This window comes from Streptomyces sp. CA189, from assembly GCF_056428985.1.
Genome location: NZ_JBWJVM010000081.1, coordinates 22,513 through 38,731, shown reverse-complemented (window position 1 = coordinate 38,731; position 16,219 = coordinate 22,513). Strand labels below are relative to the sequence as shown.

18 protein-coding genes are annotated in these 16,219 nt (G+C 72.1%); 12 read left to right on the top strand and 6 right to left on the bottom strand.

Going from position 1 to position 16,219, the window contains the following annotated elements; genetic code table 11:
- The first annotated feature begins 252 nt into the window (after positions 1-252).
- The 6 genes from AC061S_RS37065 to AC061S_RS37040 all read left to right on the top strand — a co-directional run bounded on the left by AC061S_RS37065 (position 253) and on the right by AC061S_RS37040 (position 6,132).
- Positions 253-1,209: a TauD/TfdA dioxygenase family protein gene (locus tag AC061S_RS37065; RefSeq protein WP_478690271.1), complete on the top strand. Its 957-nt coding sequence runs from the start codon at positions 253-255 to the stop codon at positions 1,207-1,209.
- A 70-nt stretch (positions 1,210-1,279) separates the two neighbouring features.
- Positions 1,280-1,837 (top strand): NADPH-dependent FMN reductase, encoded by a 558-nt coding sequence (ssuE, locus tag AC061S_RS37060; protein ID WP_478690270.1) that lies wholly within the window; start codon positions 1,280-1,282, stop codon positions 1,835-1,837.
- 65 nt (positions 1,838-1,902) lie between these two features.
- A complete protein-coding gene (locus tag AC061S_RS37055; protein WP_478690269.1) occupies positions 1,903-2,937 on the top strand; it encodes an ABC transporter substrate-binding protein in 1,035 nt (344 codons plus the stop codon).
- 9 nt (positions 2,938-2,946) lie between these two features.
- Positions 2,947-3,777 carry an ABC transporter ATP-binding protein gene (locus AC061S_RS37050; RefSeq protein ID WP_478690268.1) on the top strand — a complete coding sequence of 277 codons (831 nt, stop codon included), beginning with the start codon at positions 2,947-2,949 and terminating at the stop codon, positions 3,775-3,777.
- Entirely contained in the window at positions 3,774-4,685 is a 912-nt protein-coding gene (locus tag AC061S_RS37045) for an ABC transporter permease (RefSeq protein ID WP_478690267.1), read from the top strand. Before AC061S_RS37050 ends, AC061S_RS37045 begins: the two co-directional genes overlap by 4 nt.
- A gap of 97 nt (positions 4,686-4,782) precedes the next feature.
- Entirely contained in the window at positions 4,783-6,132 is a 1,350-nt protein-coding gene (locus tag AC061S_RS37040) for an LLM class flavin-dependent oxidoreductase (RefSeq protein ID WP_478690266.1), read from the top strand.
- A gap of 202 nt (positions 6,133-6,334) precedes the next feature.
- On the opposite strand, the gene AC061S_RS37035 is transcribed toward AC061S_RS37040, so the two are convergent.
- The 3 genes from AC061S_RS37035 to AC061S_RS37025 all read right to left on the bottom strand — a co-directional run bounded on the left by AC061S_RS37035 (position 6,335) and on the right by AC061S_RS37025 (position 9,799).
- Positions 6,335-7,531 (bottom strand): RNA-guided endonuclease InsQ/TnpB family protein, encoded by a 1,197-nt coding sequence (locus tag AC061S_RS37035; protein ID WP_478690265.1) that lies wholly within the window; start codon positions 7,529-7,531, stop codon positions 6,335-6,337.
- Positions 7,532-8,073: 542 nt separating this feature from the next.
- Positions 8,074-8,994: an NADP-dependent oxidoreductase gene (locus tag AC061S_RS37030; protein ID WP_478690264.1), complete on the bottom strand. Its 921-nt coding sequence runs from the start codon at positions 8,992-8,994 to the stop codon at positions 8,074-8,076.
- An 85-nt stretch (positions 8,995-9,079) separates the two neighbouring features.
- Positions 9,080-9,799 (bottom strand): DUF2470 domain-containing protein, encoded by a 720-nt coding sequence (locus AC061S_RS37025; protein WP_478690263.1) that lies wholly within the window; start codon positions 9,797-9,799, stop codon positions 9,080-9,082.
- 192 nt (positions 9,800-9,991) lie between these two features.
- On the opposite strand from AC061S_RS37025, the gene AC061S_RS37020 reads away from it, so the two are divergent.
- From AC061S_RS37020 to AC061S_RS37005, 4 genes are all read left to right on the top strand, one after another.
- Positions 9,992-10,387: a cell division protein SepF gene (locus tag AC061S_RS37020; RefSeq protein ID WP_215026310.1), complete on the top strand. Its 396-nt coding sequence runs from the start codon at positions 9,992-9,994 to the stop codon at positions 10,385-10,387.
- Positions 10,388-10,454: 67 nt separating this feature from the next.
- Complete coding sequence (locus AC061S_RS37015) at positions 10,455-11,966, top strand: AAA family ATPase (RefSeq protein WP_478690262.1); 1,512 nt, start codon at positions 10,455-10,457, stop codon at positions 11,964-11,966.
- Positions 11,963-12,355 (top strand): nucleotide pyrophosphohydrolase, encoded by a 393-nt coding sequence (locus AC061S_RS37010; protein WP_478690261.1) that lies wholly within the window; start codon positions 11,963-11,965, stop codon positions 12,353-12,355. Before AC061S_RS37015 ends, AC061S_RS37010 begins: the two co-directional genes overlap by 4 nt.
- A 123-nt stretch (positions 12,356-12,478) precedes the next feature.
- A complete protein-coding gene (locus AC061S_RS37005) occupies positions 12,479-12,964 on the top strand; it encodes a DUF6099 family protein (RefSeq protein ID WP_478690260.1) in 486 nt (161 codons plus the stop codon).
- Between the two features lie 81 nt (positions 12,965-13,045).
- Here the strand turns inward: AC061S_RS37005 and AC061S_RS37000 are convergent, their stop codons facing one another.
- The gene (locus tag AC061S_RS37000) at positions 13,046-13,324 is read right to left on the bottom strand and encodes a hypothetical protein (protein ID WP_478690259.1); all 279 of its coding nucleotides are present in this window, start codon (positions 13,322-13,324) and stop codon (positions 13,046-13,048) included.
- 200 nt (positions 13,325-13,524) lie between these two features.
- On the opposite strand from AC061S_RS37000, the gene AC061S_RS36995 reads away from it, so the two are divergent.
- On the top strand, positions 13,525-14,448 hold the full coding sequence (locus AC061S_RS36995) for an LLM class F420-dependent oxidoreductase (RefSeq protein ID WP_478690258.1): 924 nt from the start codon (positions 13,525-13,527) through the stop codon (positions 14,446-14,448).
- A gap of 14 nt (positions 14,449-14,462) precedes the next feature.
- A complete protein-coding gene (gene mmuM / locus AC061S_RS36990; RefSeq protein WP_478690257.1) occupies positions 14,463-15,374 on the top strand; it encodes a homocysteine S-methyltransferase in 912 nt (303 codons plus the stop codon).
- Here the strand turns inward: mmuM and AC061S_RS36985 are convergent.
- Both AC061S_RS36985 and AC061S_RS36980 read right to left on the bottom strand, forming a co-directional pair.
- The gene (locus AC061S_RS36985) at positions 15,361-15,783 is read right to left on the bottom strand and encodes a hypothetical protein (protein ID WP_478690256.1); all 423 of its coding nucleotides are present in this window, start codon (positions 15,781-15,783) and stop codon (positions 15,361-15,363) included. The two genes, mmuM and AC061S_RS36985, sit on opposite strands and share 14 nt — an antisense overlap.
- Before the next feature lie 165 nt (positions 15,784-15,948).
- The gene (locus tag AC061S_RS36980; protein WP_478690255.1) at positions 15,949-16,194 is read right to left on the bottom strand and encodes a hypothetical protein; all 246 of its coding nucleotides are present in this window, start codon (positions 16,192-16,194) and stop codon (positions 15,949-15,951) included.
- Positions 16,195-16,219: the final 25 nt, after the last annotated feature.

Genomic DNA, 16,219 nt, shown 5'->3' with positions numbered 1-16,219 from the left:
CCCACCCCCCCCGTCGGGTCGATGCCCGCCGAATCCGCTGCCCGCCGGGCCCCGCCCGTCAGGGCTCGCCGCGCGCCGGGTCAACTCCCGCCGGGTCAGCGCCCGTTGAACGTCGCCGTCCGCCTGATCCGGCCGCCTGCCGGCCCGCCCCCGTCCACCCCGTTCGTCCGCAGTCCGCCCGACCGGGTCGGACCTCCCTCGTTCTCGCTTCCCCTCATTTCTTCCTCTCCGGAAATAAATAAGGAGCCCATCATGTCCACTGCCACCCGCACCGACCTCACCGTCACCAAGATCGGCGGCCGCATGGGCGCCGAGATCGGCGGGGTCCGGCTCGGCGGCGAGCTCGAGGCCGAGGTCGTCGCCGGGATCCGGGCCGCGCTGCTCGTTCACAAGGTCGTCTTCTTCCGGGGTCAGGACCATCTCGACGCAGACGGGCACGAGGCTTTCGCCCAACTGCTCGGCGCGCCCGTCGCGCACCCCACCGTGCCCTCCGCCGACGGGCGTTACGCGCTCGGCATCGACTCCCACCACGGAGCCCGTGCCAACCAGTGGCACACGGACGTCACCTTCGTCCCCGCCTACCCCGCCTTCTCCATCCTGCGCGCCGTCACCATCCCCCCGTACGGGGGCAACACCCTCTGGGCCAACACGGCCACCGCCTACGCCGGCCTGCCCGAGCCGCTGCGCGTCCTCGCCGACAGCCTGCGCGCCGTGCACTCCAACGAGTACGACTACGCGGCCCTGAAGCCCGAAGCCCTTCCCGAGGCGCTCGCCCAGTACCGCGAGGTGTTCACCTCGACCAAGTTCCTCACCGAGCACCCGGTGGTCCGGGTCCACCCCGAGACCGGCGAACGCACCCTGCTGCTCGGCAACTTCGTCCAGCGGATCAACGGGCTCACCGGCCGCGACTCGCGCCTCCTCCAGGACCTCTTCCAGGCCCACATCGAGCTCCCCGAGAACACCGTCCGCTGGCAGTGGCAGGCCGGTGACGTTGCGATCTGGGACAACCGCGCCACCCAGCACTACGGCGTCGACGACTCCGACGACCACGAGCGCACCCTGCGCCGCGTGACGGTCGACGGCGACGTCCCGGTCGGTCCGGACGGGGTCCCGTCCCGGCTGATCAGCCCGGAGACCGTGCCGGACCCGGCCTTCGGCATCGCCTCCGGAGCGTCCACCTCCGAAGCCTCCGAAGCCTCCGAAGCCTGAGCCGACGGGCGAAGACAGACGCCGACCGGTCCCGACCCGACCCGCCCCCCCGTAAGCCAAGGAGCGCTCCGTGCCCAAGCTGCTCGCCCTCACCGGCAGTCCGTCCGTCCACTCCCGTACCGACGTGGTCGCCGATCACGTGCTGCGCCGCCTGAACCACGCCGGGTTCGAGACCGCGCAGCTCGCCGTCCGGGAGCTCCCCGCCGCCGATCTGCTCGCCGCCCGCCGCGGCGAGCCGGAGATCCGCCGGGCCCTCGAAGCCGTCGCCGAAGCCGACGGGATCGTCATCGCGACGCCCGTCTACAAGGCCTCGTACACCGGGCTGCTCAAGGCCTTCCTCGACCTGCTCCCGCAGGACGGGCTGGCCGGGAAGACCGTGTTCCCGCTGGCCACCGGCGGCAGCCTCGCCCACGTCCTGACCATCGACTACGCCCTGCGCCCGGTCCTCGCCGCGCTCGGCGCCCGGCACGTCACCGCCGGCCGCTTCGTCCTGGACTCCACCGTCGAGCGCGGGGCCGGCCCGGACCGGCTGCGGCCGGAGGCGGAGCTGGACCTGTACCAGGCCGTCGACGAGTTCGCCGAGGCCCTGCGCGCAGCTCAGGCCGTCGGGCTCGCCACCGCGCGCTGATCTCCGTACGGAAGAAACCGCCCTACCCGCCCTACCCGCCCGACCCGGATCGACAAGGAATCGCGATGTCCGCAGCTTTCACCACCACCCGTACCTCCCGACGCCAGTTCCTCACCCTGCTCGGCATCTCGGCGGCCGCGGTGAGCTGCGGGACGGCGACCGCCAGCGGCGGCTCCGGTGGCGAGCAGATCACCTCCCTGAAGTACCAGGGCGCCGTCGGCGCGGTCACCCTCCCCGAGCTGGCCGCCGACCTCGGCTACCTCGGCGATGTCACCCTGGACTGGGTCGGCAACACCACCAGCGGCCCGCAGGACATCCAGACCGCCGCCACCGGCCAGACCCACTTCGGCAGCGCCTTCAACGGCGCGGTCATCAAGCTCGCCTCCACCAAGGCCCCGATCAAGGCCGTCGTCTCCTCCTACGGCTCCGACCAGTACTCCTACGGCGGCTACTACGTACTGGAGGACAGCCCGATCCGCTCCGCCCGCGACCTGATCGGCAAGAAGGTCGGCATGAACACCCTGGGCGCCCACTACCAGGCCCTGCTCGACATCTACCTGAGCCGGGGCGGTCTCTCCAAGGAGGACGCGGCCAAGGTCGAGCCCCTCGTGGTTCCGCCCGTCAACACCGAACAGTCGCTGCGGCAGAAGCAGATCGAGGTCGGGGTCCTCACCGGAGTCCTGCGCGACAAGGCCCTCGCGACCGGCGGCATCCGTCCGCTGTTCACCGACGTGGAACTGCTCGGCCCGTTCAGCGCCGGGACCTACATCATGACCGAGCGCTTCATCAAGCAGAACCCGGACACCGTACGGACGTTCGTGACCGGGGTGGCCAAGGCCATCGACTGGTCCCGCACCACTCCCCGCGAGGAGGTCATCGCGCGGATGACGGAGATCGTCAAGAGGCGCGGCCGCAACGAGGACACGGCGACCCTGCAGTTCTGGCGCTCCTACGGAGTCGCCGAGAAGGGCGGCCGGATCGAGGACAAGGAGTTCCAGCTCTGGCTCGACTGGCTCGGCGACCGGGGCGAGATCAAGAAGGGCCAGCTCAAGGCGGCCGACCTCTACACCAACGAGTTCAACGGACACGGGAAGGGCTGACCGGCTGCCATGGCGAAGATCGTGTTCGACTCCGTGACGAAGACCTTCCCGACGAAGGACAAGAAGAACAGGAAGAACAAGGAGGAGTTCACCGCCCTCGACGGGATCGACCTGGAGATCGGTTCCGGGGAGTTCGTGGTCGTCGTGGGCCCCAGCGGCTGCGGCAAGTCCACCCTCCTGGACCTGCTCGGCGGCCTGACCCCGCCCACCTCCGGCCGGATCCTTCTCGACGGCAAGCCGGTCACCGGGCCGGGGCTCGACCGGGGCATCGTCTTCCAGCAGTACGCGCTGCTGCCGTGGCGCACCGCGCTGGGCAACATCGAGTTCGGCCTGGAGGCCACCGGCGTTCCGCGCCGCCAACGCGCGGCGAGGGCCCGCGAGTTCCTGGACCTCGTCGGTCTCACCGGGTTCGAGGACCGGCACCCGCACGAACTGTCCGGCGGCATGCGCCAGCGGGTCGCCATCGCGCGCTCGCTCGCGTACGACCCGGACGTACTGCTGATGGACGAGCCGTTCGCCGCGCTCGACGCGCAGACCCGCGAGTCCCTCCAGGACGAACTGCGCCGGATCTGGCAGGCCACCGGCAAGACCATCGTGTTCATCACGCACGGCATCGAAGAGGCCGTGTACCTCGGGCAGCGGGTGGCCGTCATCACCTCCCGCCCCGGCCGGGTCAAGCAGGTCGTCCCGGTGTCGTTCGGGGACCGGGCCGCCGGGGCCACCGGTGAAGACCTGCGCTCCAGCCCGGAGTTCGCCCGCTACCGCCACGAGATCTGGACCCTGATCCACGACGAGGTGGCCCGCGCCCAGCAACTGGAGAAGGAGGAGGTCGCCGTATGAGCACCACGGTGGAAGCAGCGGTGGAGGCGGAGGCCTACGTCGAAGCGGACGTCGAGGCGACAGCCGTACGCGACCTCGCGCCCCCGGAGGTACGGACCCCCGCGCGGCCCCCCGTACGGCGACCGGCCGCGGCCCTGGCCCTGCGCGTCCTGCGGGGGCTGCGGGCGGTGGCGCTGCGCTCGGCGGCTCTCCTCGCGCTGCTGGCCCTGTGGGAGACGGCGCCGCGGCTGGGGCTGGTCGACGCGACGTTCCTGCCGCCGGTGAGCGAGGTCGCCAAGGCCTGGTGGGAGCTGCTGGGCAACGGGCAGCTCGCCGAGCACAGCAAGGCCAGCCTGGCCCGCTCCTTCGGGGGATTCGGCATCGCGGTGGCCGTCGCGGTCCCGCTCGGGCTGCTGATCGGCTGGTACCGGCCGGTGGCGGCGCTGCTCGGGCCGCTGCTGGAGGTGTTCCGCAACACGGCGGCGCTCGCGCTGCTGCCGGTGTTCGTCCTGCTGCTGGGCATCGGGGAGACCTCGAAGGTCTCGATCGTCGTGTACGCCTGCGTCTGGCCGATCCTGCTGAACACCATCAGCGCCGTGGGCAACGCCGATCCGACGCTGGTGAAGCTGGCGCGCTCGATGGACCTGTCCACGCCGAAGCTGTTCCAGAAGGTGATCCTGCCGGCGTCGGTGCCGGTCATCTTCACGGGCATCCGGCTGGCGGGGGCCGTCTCCATCCTGGTCCTCGTCGCGGCCGAGATGATCGGCGCGAAGGCTGGCCTCGGCTACCTGATCAACGCTTCGCAGTTCAACTTCGCGATCCCGCAGATGTACGCGGGCATCGTCACGATCTCCGCGATCGGCCTCGCCTTCAACCAGGTCCTCGTCACGATCGAACGCCGGCTGAGCACATGGCGCGTCCCGTCCTGAGGCCCCGACCGCCCTGCCTCCCGCCGCTTGGGCCGTCCGGCCCGCCACGACCACTCCTGCGGGCGCCGCGCGCCCAACTCCCCACCGAGGACAAGAAATGACCGCACCCCGGACCCTCCACCTCAACGCCTTCCTGATGAACGCCGGGCACCACGACGCCGCCTGGCGCCACCCGGCCAGCAGCCCCGAGCGGATCACCGATCTGCGCTACTTCCAGGAACTGGCCCGCACCGCCGAGCGCGGACGGCTCGACTCGATCTTCTTCGCCGACGGGGTCGCCCTCTGGGGCAAGGCCCGCTACAACGCCGTCGGCGGCTTCGAGCCGCTCACCCTGCTCTCCGCGATCGCCGCCGTCACCGAGCACATCGGGCTCATCGCCACCGTCTCCACCACCTTCAACGAGCCCTTCAACACCGCCCGGAAGTTCGCCTCCCTCGACCACATCAGCGGCGGCCGCGCCGGCTGGAACATCGTCACCTCCGGCAGCGTCGACGAGGCCCGCAACTTCAACCGCGAGGAGCACCTGGAGCACAACCTCCGCTACGACCGCGCCCGGGAGTTCCTCGACGTGGCCACCAAGCTCTGGGACAGCTGGGAGGACGACGCGATCGTCCTCGACAAGGAGCGCGGCATCTACGCCGACACCGACAAGCTCCACCCCGCCGCGCACCGCGGCGAGTACTTCGGCGTCGCCGGACCGCTCAACGTGCCCCGCTCCCCGCAGGGCCACCCGCTGCTCGTGCAGGCCGGGTCCTCCGAGGACGGCAAGGAGTTCGCCGCCCAGTACGCCGAGGCCGTCTTCACCGCCCAGCAGACCCTCGCCGACGGACAGACCTTCTACAAGGACCTCAAGTCCCGCCTCGCCAAGTACGGCCGCTCCGAGGACCAGTTGCTCGTCCTGCCCGGCATCGCCCCCGTCATCGGTTCCACCGAGGCCGAGGCCAGGGCCCTGGAACAGGAGCTCACCGAGCTCCAGATCCCGGAGTACGGCCTCGCGCAGCTCTCCAACATGCTGAACGTGGACCTCACCGGGCTGCCCCTCGACGGCGGGCTGCCCGACCTGCCCGAGGAGCGGGACGTCAACGGCAACAAGAGCCGCTTCACGCTCGTCGCCGAGCTCGCCCGCCGCGAGGGACTCACCCTGCGCGAGCTGATCGCCCGGCTGGGCGCGGGCCGCGGCCACCGCGTCTTCGCGGGGACGCCCGAGCAGATCGCCGACCAGCTGGAGGAGTGGTTCACCCAGGGGGCCGCCGACGGCTTCAACATCATGGCTCCCGTACTCCCCACCGGGCTCACCGACTTCGTCGACCAGGTCGTGCCGATCCTGCAGCGCCGCGGGCTCTTCCGCACCGAGTACACCGGCCGGACCCTGCGCGAGAACTACGGCCTGGCGCGCCCGGCCAACCGTTACGCCGCAGCTGGAGCCACCCTCGGAGCCGGCGCGTGAGCGAGCACGTCACCGACGTGCTCGTGGTCGGCGGGGGCCCCGCCGCCACCTGGGGCCGCCCTCAAGGCGGGGTCCCGGGAGGCTTCCGTGGCGAGCCGCGAAAGGTTCGGCGGGGTACCTCGCCGACCGGCGGTGGATGTTCCCGAGTCCTCGACGAGACGTACGACCGGTTGACGCTCTTCCCCGTAAACGGGGGAGATTCTTACGGCTCGCGCCGTGAGACTTCCTGTTTCATCGCTGACTGCCCGCCCGGAAAACTCCGTTGAGGTCTAACACCAGCTCCGCAGGCTGCGACCGCCCGTCCGGCGGCCAGAAGGTTCTTTGCGGCGTTCACGTCCCGGTCGTGGGTCGTGCCGCAGTCGCACGTCCAGGTGCGGACGTGCAGCGGCATCTTGCCAGCCAAGGTGCCGCAGGTGGAGCACAGTTTCGACGAGGGGAACCACCGGTCCACGGCGATCACCTCGCGCCCGTACCACTGGGCTTTGTATTCCAGCATGCTTCGGAACTCGGCCCACGCCGCGTCACTAATGGCGCGGGCGAGCTTCCGGTTCTTGACCATGTTGCGTACGGTCAGGTCCTCGATGACGATCGTTTGGTTTTCACGAACGAGTCGAGTGGTGAGCTGGTGCAAGTTGTCACGCCTGCGGTCGGTGATCCGGGCGTAGATCTTGGCCACCTTGTGGCTGGCCTTGCGCCGGTTGGCTCCATCACCCTTCGTCTTCTTCGCCAAGCGGCGCTGAGCCTTGGCCAGCGCCGTGCGGTCACGACGCTCGTGCCGGGGGTTGGCAATCTTCTCCCCGGTAGAGAGGGTCAGGAGGTGATCCAGTCCGACGTCGACACCGACTGCCGTATCCGTCTTCGGGAGCGGCTTGACACTGGCGTCTTCGCATAGCAAGGACACGAACCAGCGCCCCGCCGCGTCCTGCGAAACGGTCACCGTCGAAGGGCTCGCGCCCTCGGGAGGGGTCCTCGACCAACGGATGTCGAGCGGCTCACGCATCTTGGCAAGCGTCAGCTTCCCGCCCCGGAACCGGAACGCGCTCGTGGTGTACTCGGCGGACTTCCGGGACTTCTTCCGAGACTTGAAGCGGGGGTACTTGGCCCGCTTCCCGAAGAAGCTGGTGAACGCCACCTGCAAGTGCCGGAGTGCTTGCTGGAGCGGAACGGAGGAGACCTCGTTCAAGAAGGCCAGTTCCTCTGTCTTCTTCCACACGGTCAGCATGGCGGAGGTCTGGTTGTAGTTGACCCGCTCCTGCCGCGTCCATGCCTCCGTGCGGGCGGCGAGCGCCATGTTGTAGACCTTCCGCACGCACCCGAACGTACGCGACAGCTCGGCTGCCTGCGCATCGGTCGGATAGAAGCGGTACTTGAACGCCCGCTTCACATGGCTCGCGGTCACCCTCACAAACTAGCGCGACCGATAGTGAAGTTCAAAGCTGCGGGTCCGAGCACTGGGATCCACCATGGCGGCGAATCCCATTTTGTTGCCCTGCTCCGCGGGAGTCCGCTTCCTCCCCGGCCTGAAGGCGGGGGGTATCCACGGAGGTACACGATGAACGAGCTGGCCACAGAGGGGCGTTACCCATCCCCGGTCGGCCCGGGCGGAAGGCCGCTTCGCAACGGCCATCAGGGCCGTGCATGCGCCACATGCGCATCCGGATCCGCCGCGCTGGGGTCCGGATCCTGGACCACAGCCCCGTCTCCGCGCTGCTGACCGACGCGGACGGGCGCCCTGCGGGCGGTCGGCCCCTCGCTCGGCCCGGCGGGCGGCGGCGGGACGGCGCCGCCGATCACCTCCTGAGCGAGGGGACGCGTCGCGTACGGGGATCCGCGTACGGGGACTCGCCTACGGGAACTCGCCTACGCGAACACGTGCCGCCGGAGTGGAATGCTCCGGCGGCACGTCCGTGTGCGGCGGCCGGGCGGGGGCAGGGCCCCGGGTCAGACCGTGAGGACGATCTTGCCGCGGGTGCGGCCCGTGGCGCTCAGTTCCCAGGCCTTCGCCGCCTCGGCGAGCGGCAGGGCGTGCTCCACGTTGACCGTGAGCTTGCCCTCGTCCGCGAGCTCGGCCAGGAAGGTCAGGTCGGCGGTGTCCGGGCGGACCCACAGCTGATGCGCGCCCTGGGCGGCCGCGTTGTAGTCGGCGATGGACACCACCTGGTGCCGCTCCTTGACCAGGGACTGGAGTGCCGGGATGACGTCGTCGCCGAAGAAGTCCAGGGCGGCATCCACCCCTTCGGGCGCCAGCTCGCGGACCCGGTCGGCGAAGCCCTCGCCGTACAGGACCGGCTCGGCGCCGAGCGAGCGCAGGTAGTCGTGGTTGTGCGCGCCGGCCGTGCCGATGACGCGCAGGCCGAGCGCGACGGCGATCTGCACGCCGAAGGAGCCGGTGCCGCCGGCGGCGGAGTGGATGAGTACGGTCTCGCCCGCCTTCAGGTCCACGCGGGTGAGCGACTGCAGGGCGGTGAGCCCGGCCAGCGGGATGCCGGCGGCCTGCTCGAAGGTCAGCTCGCGCGGCTTGCGGGCGAGGGTGCGGACGGGGGCGGAGACCAGCTCGGCGTAAGTGCCCAGCTCCACCCACTCCTTGCGGACGTAGCCGTAGACCTCGTCGCCGACGGCGTAGTCGAAGGTGTCCTCGCCGACCGCCTCGACCACGCCGGCGACGTCCCAGCCGGGTATGACCGGGTAGCGGACTTCCAGGATCGAGTCGAGGTACCCGGAGGCGAGCTTCCAGTCCACCGGGTTCACGCCGGTGGCCTTGACGCGGACGAGGACCTCGCCCGGAGCGACCTTGGGCTCCGGAACCTCGGTGAGGGTGAGGATGTCAGGCGTTCCGTATGCGGTGTATGTGATTGCCTTCATGATCATCCCCAACGGGGGTCCCGGCGCCCGTATTCCGAGCCCGAGGGGCCCTTTTTCCGGAATCACCCGTTCCGTGGAGGGCCGTTCAGGCGGGCAGCGTATTGCGGTGCGAGCTGCGCCGGGCCGCGCTGAACAGGGCCTGGATCTGTGCCCCGGACTGCTCCACGTCGTCGAGCGGGGAGGGGAAGGGGATCCGTACGTCGCGGTGGCCGCGGCGTTCCTCCAGGCGCAGGGTGATCCCGTACCGGTCCATGGCGAGGGGCAGCGCGCGCAGGACGGCGGGCTCGGCCCCCGGGCCCGCCGACGGCTGCGGCCGGACCAGGCGCAGGAGGAGGGTGACGAGTTCGGCGTGGTCGTCGAGGAGGTGGGTGAGCATCCCGGCCTCGTAGGGGGCGAGCGGGTCGGGGCGGGCCGCGTCCAGCTCGTCGAGGCCGACGTACGAGCGGGCGCCGTCGGCGGTTTCCAGGACGGCCCGGCCGAACTCCACGCAGGTGGAGTCGGAGCCCTCGGCGCCCCCGTCGGTGTAAGGGGTGAGCAGGCGCCCGACGAGGGTGACCCGGGCGCGCACGCGGTCCCGTACGGGAGTGGGCGCGATGTCCGTGAACTCCAGCCGGATCGCGGGGCGGTGCTCTGCGCGGCCGCCCGGCTCGGCGGGGTGCAGGTGCAGCCGGCCGAGGGGATCGGTGCCGTCGAGGTGGCGGATCTCCGTGCGCTGCCCGTCGGTGACGACGGTCATGGAGTGGGCGGCGGCCAGGACGGACCGGACCCGCTCGGCGTCGGTGGGCAGCGGCAGGGGCAGGTGCATGTGGATCTCCGTCGTCCCGAGTGGCGAGATGGCACGTACTTAGGTATGCCTAACCTAACCTACTCGGTGCGTGAGGGGTAGACGGGGGCGGTCGGCGGGGCGTCTCGGCTGCCTCGTGTCGGTGTTGGGCTGAACGGGTGAAACGCGAGAGGATGGGGGGATGCACATGAAGCGCAAGGCCGAGGCGGCCTGGTGAGCAGGTACGACGTCACCGACGAACAGTGGGAGGGGCTCGCGCAGGTGGTCCCCCTGCGGAGCCGCAACGAGTGGCCCTCCCGGGTGGATCACCGCACGATCCCCACGGTTCCGGGGGCGTCCGCGGCGGAGCAGCGGCGCTTCGTGGTGATCCGGGTCCAGGTCTTCGCGGACGCGCGGGAGGTGGCGGAGTACCTGATCGCGCAGATCCCGGTGCTGCTGGACCTCACGGGTGCGGACGGCGAAGTGGCCAAGCGCATCCTGGACTTCAGCAGTGGCGTGGTCTTCGGGCTGGGCAGCGGGATGCACCGGGTCGACCGGAACGTCTTCCTGCTGGCGCCCGTCGGGACCGAGGTGGAGGGGATCGCGGCCGCGGTCGTCCCCCGATCGTAGGAAGTGCCCGCGGGCGGAACGGTTCGCCGGACCCACGGGGGGTCCGACGGCCCGTACCGTCCCGCGCATGACCTCGCGCCTTGCCGTACCGACGACTCCCTCCACGCCTCCCGCCGCGCTGACCGGGCCTTCGGCTTCCACGCCTCCCGCCGCGCCCGCCACTTCCGCGGCTCCGGCCGTGCCCGCCGGCCCGGGGTTAGCCGCGGTCCGCGTCCCGGCTCCGGCCGCGGCTCCGGCTCCGGCCGCGGCTCCGGCGCCTGCGTCGGCCCGGGTTCCGTCCCCGGCGCCCGCGCCGGCCTCGGCCCCGGCCTCGGCCCCGGCCCCGACCTCGGCCCCGGCCTCGGCCTCGGCCTCGGCTCAGGTTCCGGCTCAGGCTTCGGCCTCGGCCTCGGCTCAGGTTCCGGCTCAGGCTTCGGCCCCGGCTGCGGTCCAGGTTCCGCTCGCCGCAGGCGCCGCGCATCTGCGGCCGGCCGTCACCGAGTTGCGGCTCTCCGCCTACGGGACGCACCGCCGGGCCCGGTTCGCGCTCGGTCCCGTCACCCTCTTCGCCGGGCCGAGCGGGAGCGGCAAGTCCCAGGCGCTGGAGGCCTACGCGGCCCTGGCGGCTCTGGGTGCCGGGGCCACCCTGGAGGAGGTGTTCCCCGATCCGCGGGCCCGGATCCCCGACGGGGCGGTGCCCGACGCAGAGCGGCGCCGGGGGTTCCGGATCGGCTGTACGGTCGACGGCCCCGCCGGGCCGGTCCGGCTCGACCTCGCCGTCCAGGCGGAGCCCGCGCTGCGGATCGTCGGTGAACGGCTCTCGGTGGACGGGCAGGTCCTCCTCGCCACCGCTCTGCGCGACCCCGGGCGGCGGTCCGTCCAGGCGGCCTGGCTGACGGGCGGGGCCACCGGGGTCACCCGGGCCCCGCTGCCCGACGACCGGCTCGGGACCGCGCTGCTCCCGCTGCGCGTGGCCGGGGCCACCGAGGGGCAGCGGCGGGTGCTGGCCGCCGCCGAGCAAGTGGTGGTCGCGCTGCGCTCGGTGTTCCCCTGCGACCCCCGCCCGGAGCGGATGCGGGAGCCGGTCGCGCCGGGGCGGGGGCGGCTGCTGGGCGACTGCGCCAACCTGGCCGACGTGCTGCGCCGGACCCGCCTGGAATGCGGCACCCGGTACGGGCTGCTGACCGGGGCCGCCCGTACCGGCTGCGCGGGGCGGGTGGCCGGACTGGACGTACGGGCTCCCGAGGGCGGCCCGGTCACCGGCCTGCTCGACCGCGGCCCCGGGAGGCCCGCCACCGAGCTGGCCCGGCTGGGCGCGGGCGAGCTGCGCTTCCTCGCCCTGGCGCTGGTGCTGCTGACCGGGCCGGGGGTCCTGGACGTGGATCCGGCGGCCGAACTTCCCACCGCGCGACAGGCTCTGACGGTGCTCGCGGACGGCTTCGACCGGGACCTGGACGGCCGGCAGACCGCCGAACTACTGCGGCTGGCCGTACTGGCGTGCGGGCGCGGGCAGGTCAGGCTGGCGGCCTCGGCCGGCGAGGCCTGCGCGACGGCCGCCCGGGGGGTCGCGGGGGTCTCGGTGGTAGACCTGGGGGCATGAGTGAAGAGCGTGGAGTGACCGGGGAAGACAAGGGGGCCGGCGAGCGGATCGACCGGCTCCAGCGGAGGCTCGCCGAGTTCGCGGCGGCGCGCGGGTGGGAGCCCTTCCACACGCCCAAGAACCTGGCGGTGGCGCTGAGCGTCGAGGCGGCCGAACTGGTGGAGATCTTCCAGTGGCTGACGCCGGAACAGTCCGCCAAGGTCATGGAGAAGCCGGACACCGCACACAGAGTGGCCGATGAGGTGGCCGACGTGCTCGCCTACCTGCTGCAGTTCTGTGAGGTCCTCGGGGTCGATGTGCTGGATGCGCTCGCCGCGAAGATCGAGCGGAACGAGCTGCGCTTCCCCGTCCCGGGTGCACCGGGGACAGATCGTCACTCTTCGGAGTGATGGCGTTATCCACAACCATGTTTGTGTCCACAATTTCCGAATACCCCTGGCTTTACCGGCCCGTTGCCCTCACTCTGGGTAGTGGAGAGAACGGCGAGATGTCGTGCGGACGGGGGACGGCATATGGACGCGGTACGGCTCATCGCAGCCGGCCGGCACGCGCTGGCGCAGAGCGGGGCTGCTTGGGACATCGTGGGCGAGGCCTGGCAGGCACAGGCCCTCGCGCAGGGCATAGGGAGTTGGCTGGCGGTCACCGGGCCGCCGGAGCTGAGAGCGGAGGCACGGGGGCTGGGTGAAGCGGGGGGCAGAGGCTGCGGGGTGCTCGACCGGGCGGCCCTGCGCGGCGAGGGCTATGCGCCCGATCTACCGCCCCGGGCGGCGCAGCTGACCGAGGTGACGGACGTCCGGCAGGCGCTGCTCGGGCTCCAGGCGCTGCTCGGCGAAGTGGGCATAGCGCTGGTCGGGGTGGCCTGCGGGACGGACGACGAGGGTCTGTACTGGCAGTGCATAGAGTCGATAGACGCGGCCGACGAGTCGAGCGACCGGGTCCGGGCGATCCTGCGGCGGATGGCCGTGCGCGAGCGGGGATCCGCCTCCGGAGTGGCCTGAGCCGGGGTGTGCCGGTGCCGATGTGTGCCGGTGCCGGGGTGTGTCGGTGGGGTCCCGCCGCGCGCGACGGGACCCGTTCGGTCAGGAGGACCGGTAGGACGGGCGGTCCTCGCTCTCCCGGGTGCGGCCGCCCTGGGGCAGCGCGGTGCCGGGGCTGCGATCGGTGGAGGACTGGAGGTCGGCGTCGAGCTGTGAGAGGTCGGCGTTCAGCGCTGCCATCAGCTCTTCCATCTGCTGCAGCAGGCCCTTCGGCGCGCCGCCCTGGGCGGGTACCGCGGACTCCTGGCGTGCGTGGTCGTGCGCTGCCTGCCCGGTCTGACAGTCCTGACGGCGGATCTCCGGCGCGGACTCCTGGGACATGGCGGCCTCCTCGGCCCTGGCCCTTCCGGGGCGGAAGGGGGCGGTGGACGCACCGGCGATGGCCGCCGGCGCGCGGGCCGGGCGGTCCGGCTCCGTCCGAGCCAACGATCCCCATCCGGGCTGGTCACTGGCGCGGGCGGCGGCGACCGCCCGGCCGACTCAGATTCACCCGGCCGGGGCCGAAAGGGCAGGATGGAGACATGGACCTCCGTATCTTCACCGAGCCCCAGCAGGGCGCGAGCTACGAGACTCTGCTCCGCGTCGCCAAGGCCGCCGAAGAGCTCCACTTCGGAGCCTTCTTCCGCTCGGACCACTACCTGCGCATGGGTGTGGCCGACGGGCTGCCCGGTCCCACCGACGCCTGGATCACCCTGGCCGGCCTGGCGCGCGAGACCCAGCGGATCCGGCTGGGCACGCTGATGACGGCCGGCACTTTCCGGCTCCCCGGGGTGCTAGCCATCCAGGTCGCGCAGGTCGACCAGATGTCGGGCGGCCGGATCGAACTCGGCCTGGGAGCGGGCTGGTTCGAGGAGGAGCACAAGGCGTACGGCATTCCCTTCCCGGCCGAGCGCCTCGCCCGGCTGGAGGAACAGCTCGAGATCGTCACCGGCCTGTGGGCCACCGAGCCCGGCGCCACCTTCGACTACACGGGCGTCCACTACCAGGTGGAGAACTCCCCGGCGCTGCCCAAGCCGGCCCAGGCCAAGATCCCGGTCCTGATCGGCGGCCACGGCGCGAAGCGCACCCCGCGCCTGGCCGCCCGGTACGCGGACGAGTTCAACATGCCGTTCGCCTCGATCGCGGACAGCGAGCGGCAGTTCGGCCGGGTCCGCGCGGCCGTCGCGGAGGCCGGCCGCAAGCCCGGCGACCTCGTGTACTCCAACGCCCTCGTCGTGTGCGTGGGCAAGGACGACGCCGAGGTGGCCCGCCGGGCCGCCGCCATCGGCCGGGACGTGGCGGAGCTCAAGGCCAACGGCCTGGCGGGCTCCCCGGCCGAGGTCGTCGACCGGATCGGCGCCTACGAGGCGGTCGGCTCCTCCCGCCTCTACCTCCAGCTGCTCGACCTCGGCGATCTGGACCACCTGGAGCTGATCTCCTCCCGGGTCCAGTCCCAGCTCGGCTGACGGGGACGGCGACCGTGCCCCGCGCGTCCCGCCCCCTCGCCGAGGCCCTGGCCGGCCCCGGCGGGCGGACCGTGCTCCTGGACGGCGGGCTGAGCAACCAGCTCGCCGACCAGGGCTGCGATCTGTCCGGCGGCCTCTGGACGGGCCGGGTCCTCGCCGAGCGTCCGGAGCAGGTGACGGCCGCCCACACCGCCTACGCGCGGGCCGGCGCCGAGGTGCTGATCACCGCGAGCTACCAGGTGGGGTACGCCGCCTTCGCCCGGCACGGCTACGGCCCGGAGCGCACGACGGCCCTGCTGCGGCGCAGCGTGCGGCTGGCCGACGCGGCGGCCCGGGCGGCGGAGCGCGAGGTGTGGGTCGCCGCGTCCGTGGGCCCGTACGGGGCGGTGCTGGCGGACGGCTCCGAGTACCGGGGCCGGTACGGCCTGGGCGTGCGGGAGCTCGCCGACTTCCACCGGCCCCGGATCGCGGCGCTGCTCGCCGAGGGCCCCGACGTGCTGGCCCTGGAGACCGTCCCGGACGCCACCGAGGCCGAAGCCCTGCTCACCGTCCTCGCGGAGACCGGCGCCCGCGCCTGGCTGAGCTACACGGTGGCCGGCGGCCGCACCCGGGCCGGGCAGCCCCTGCCCGAGGCCTTCGCCCTCGCCGCCGGGTCCCCGCAGGTCATCGCCGTCGGCGTGAACTGCTGCGACCCCGCCGAGGTGCTGCCCGCACTCGAAGCGGCCGCCGCCGCCACCGCCAAACCGCTGCTGGCGTATCCCAACGACGGCTCGGCGTGGGAGGCGGCGACCGGCACCTGGCGGGCCCCGGCCACCCCCGTCCCCTGGCCCACGGCCGCCTGGCGCCGGACCGGCGCCCGCCTCATCGGCGGCTGCTGCCGCATCGGCCCCGGCCGCATCGCGGAACTGGCCGCTACGCTCCGCTGAGGTCCCAGCGCACGCCGAGCGACCCGCCGCCCGAGGCCGCGAGCGCGGTCATCTCCGCCTCCACGGAGGCCAGTTCCTCCGGACGCTCCATCAGGAGCAGCTGTTCGCGGTAGTGCACCAGCGAGGTGAGGAGCAGCTGGGTCTCCTCGGGCTCCAGCGCGCACATCCGGCGCGCGGCGGCGACGGACTCGGCACGCAGGGCAAGCGCTATCCCGGGCCGGTGGGCGAACTCCTGACGGCTGTACGCGAACAACGCGGCCGCCAGCAGGGGCAGATAGGCCAACGGACTCACCCGGACGAGGACGCGATAGGCGGCCACCCGCTCCCGGACGGGCAGCGTGCCCGATCCGAGGAGGGCCACCCGGGCTCGCAGCACGGCGTCGTGATTGATGTTCTCCGTGGGATTCATGAGGGAGATTCTGTGAGCCGCGCAGGGCCCCGGACAAGGCTGATCGGCTGTGCCGTCCGTCCTACGAAAACGGCCTCTGACCTGTCATGATGGATACGTCATCACCCTTGGGGCCGCCGATCGCCCCCGCTGATCGCACCGGCCGATCGCGGAGGGTGTCGCGGCCTAGTCCTCGCTCATCACCGCCTCACAGCCGGGGCACGCCGCGTCGGCGTACTCCGGCGGGCACCAGGCGTCCGGATGTTCGGACGGCTTCCAGTCGGCCGTTTCCATGGCGAAGGTGTCCTTGCCGCACATGGTCCGCGGGCCGCGCTCGGAGCCGCCTCCGGGGGCGGTGGGCGCGGCGTGCACCCGGCGGACGGATCCCGCCCCCGGCTGGTCGAGCTCGTACACAACGACGATGCCGCTCATGTTTCGACGGTAGGCGACGCCGGAA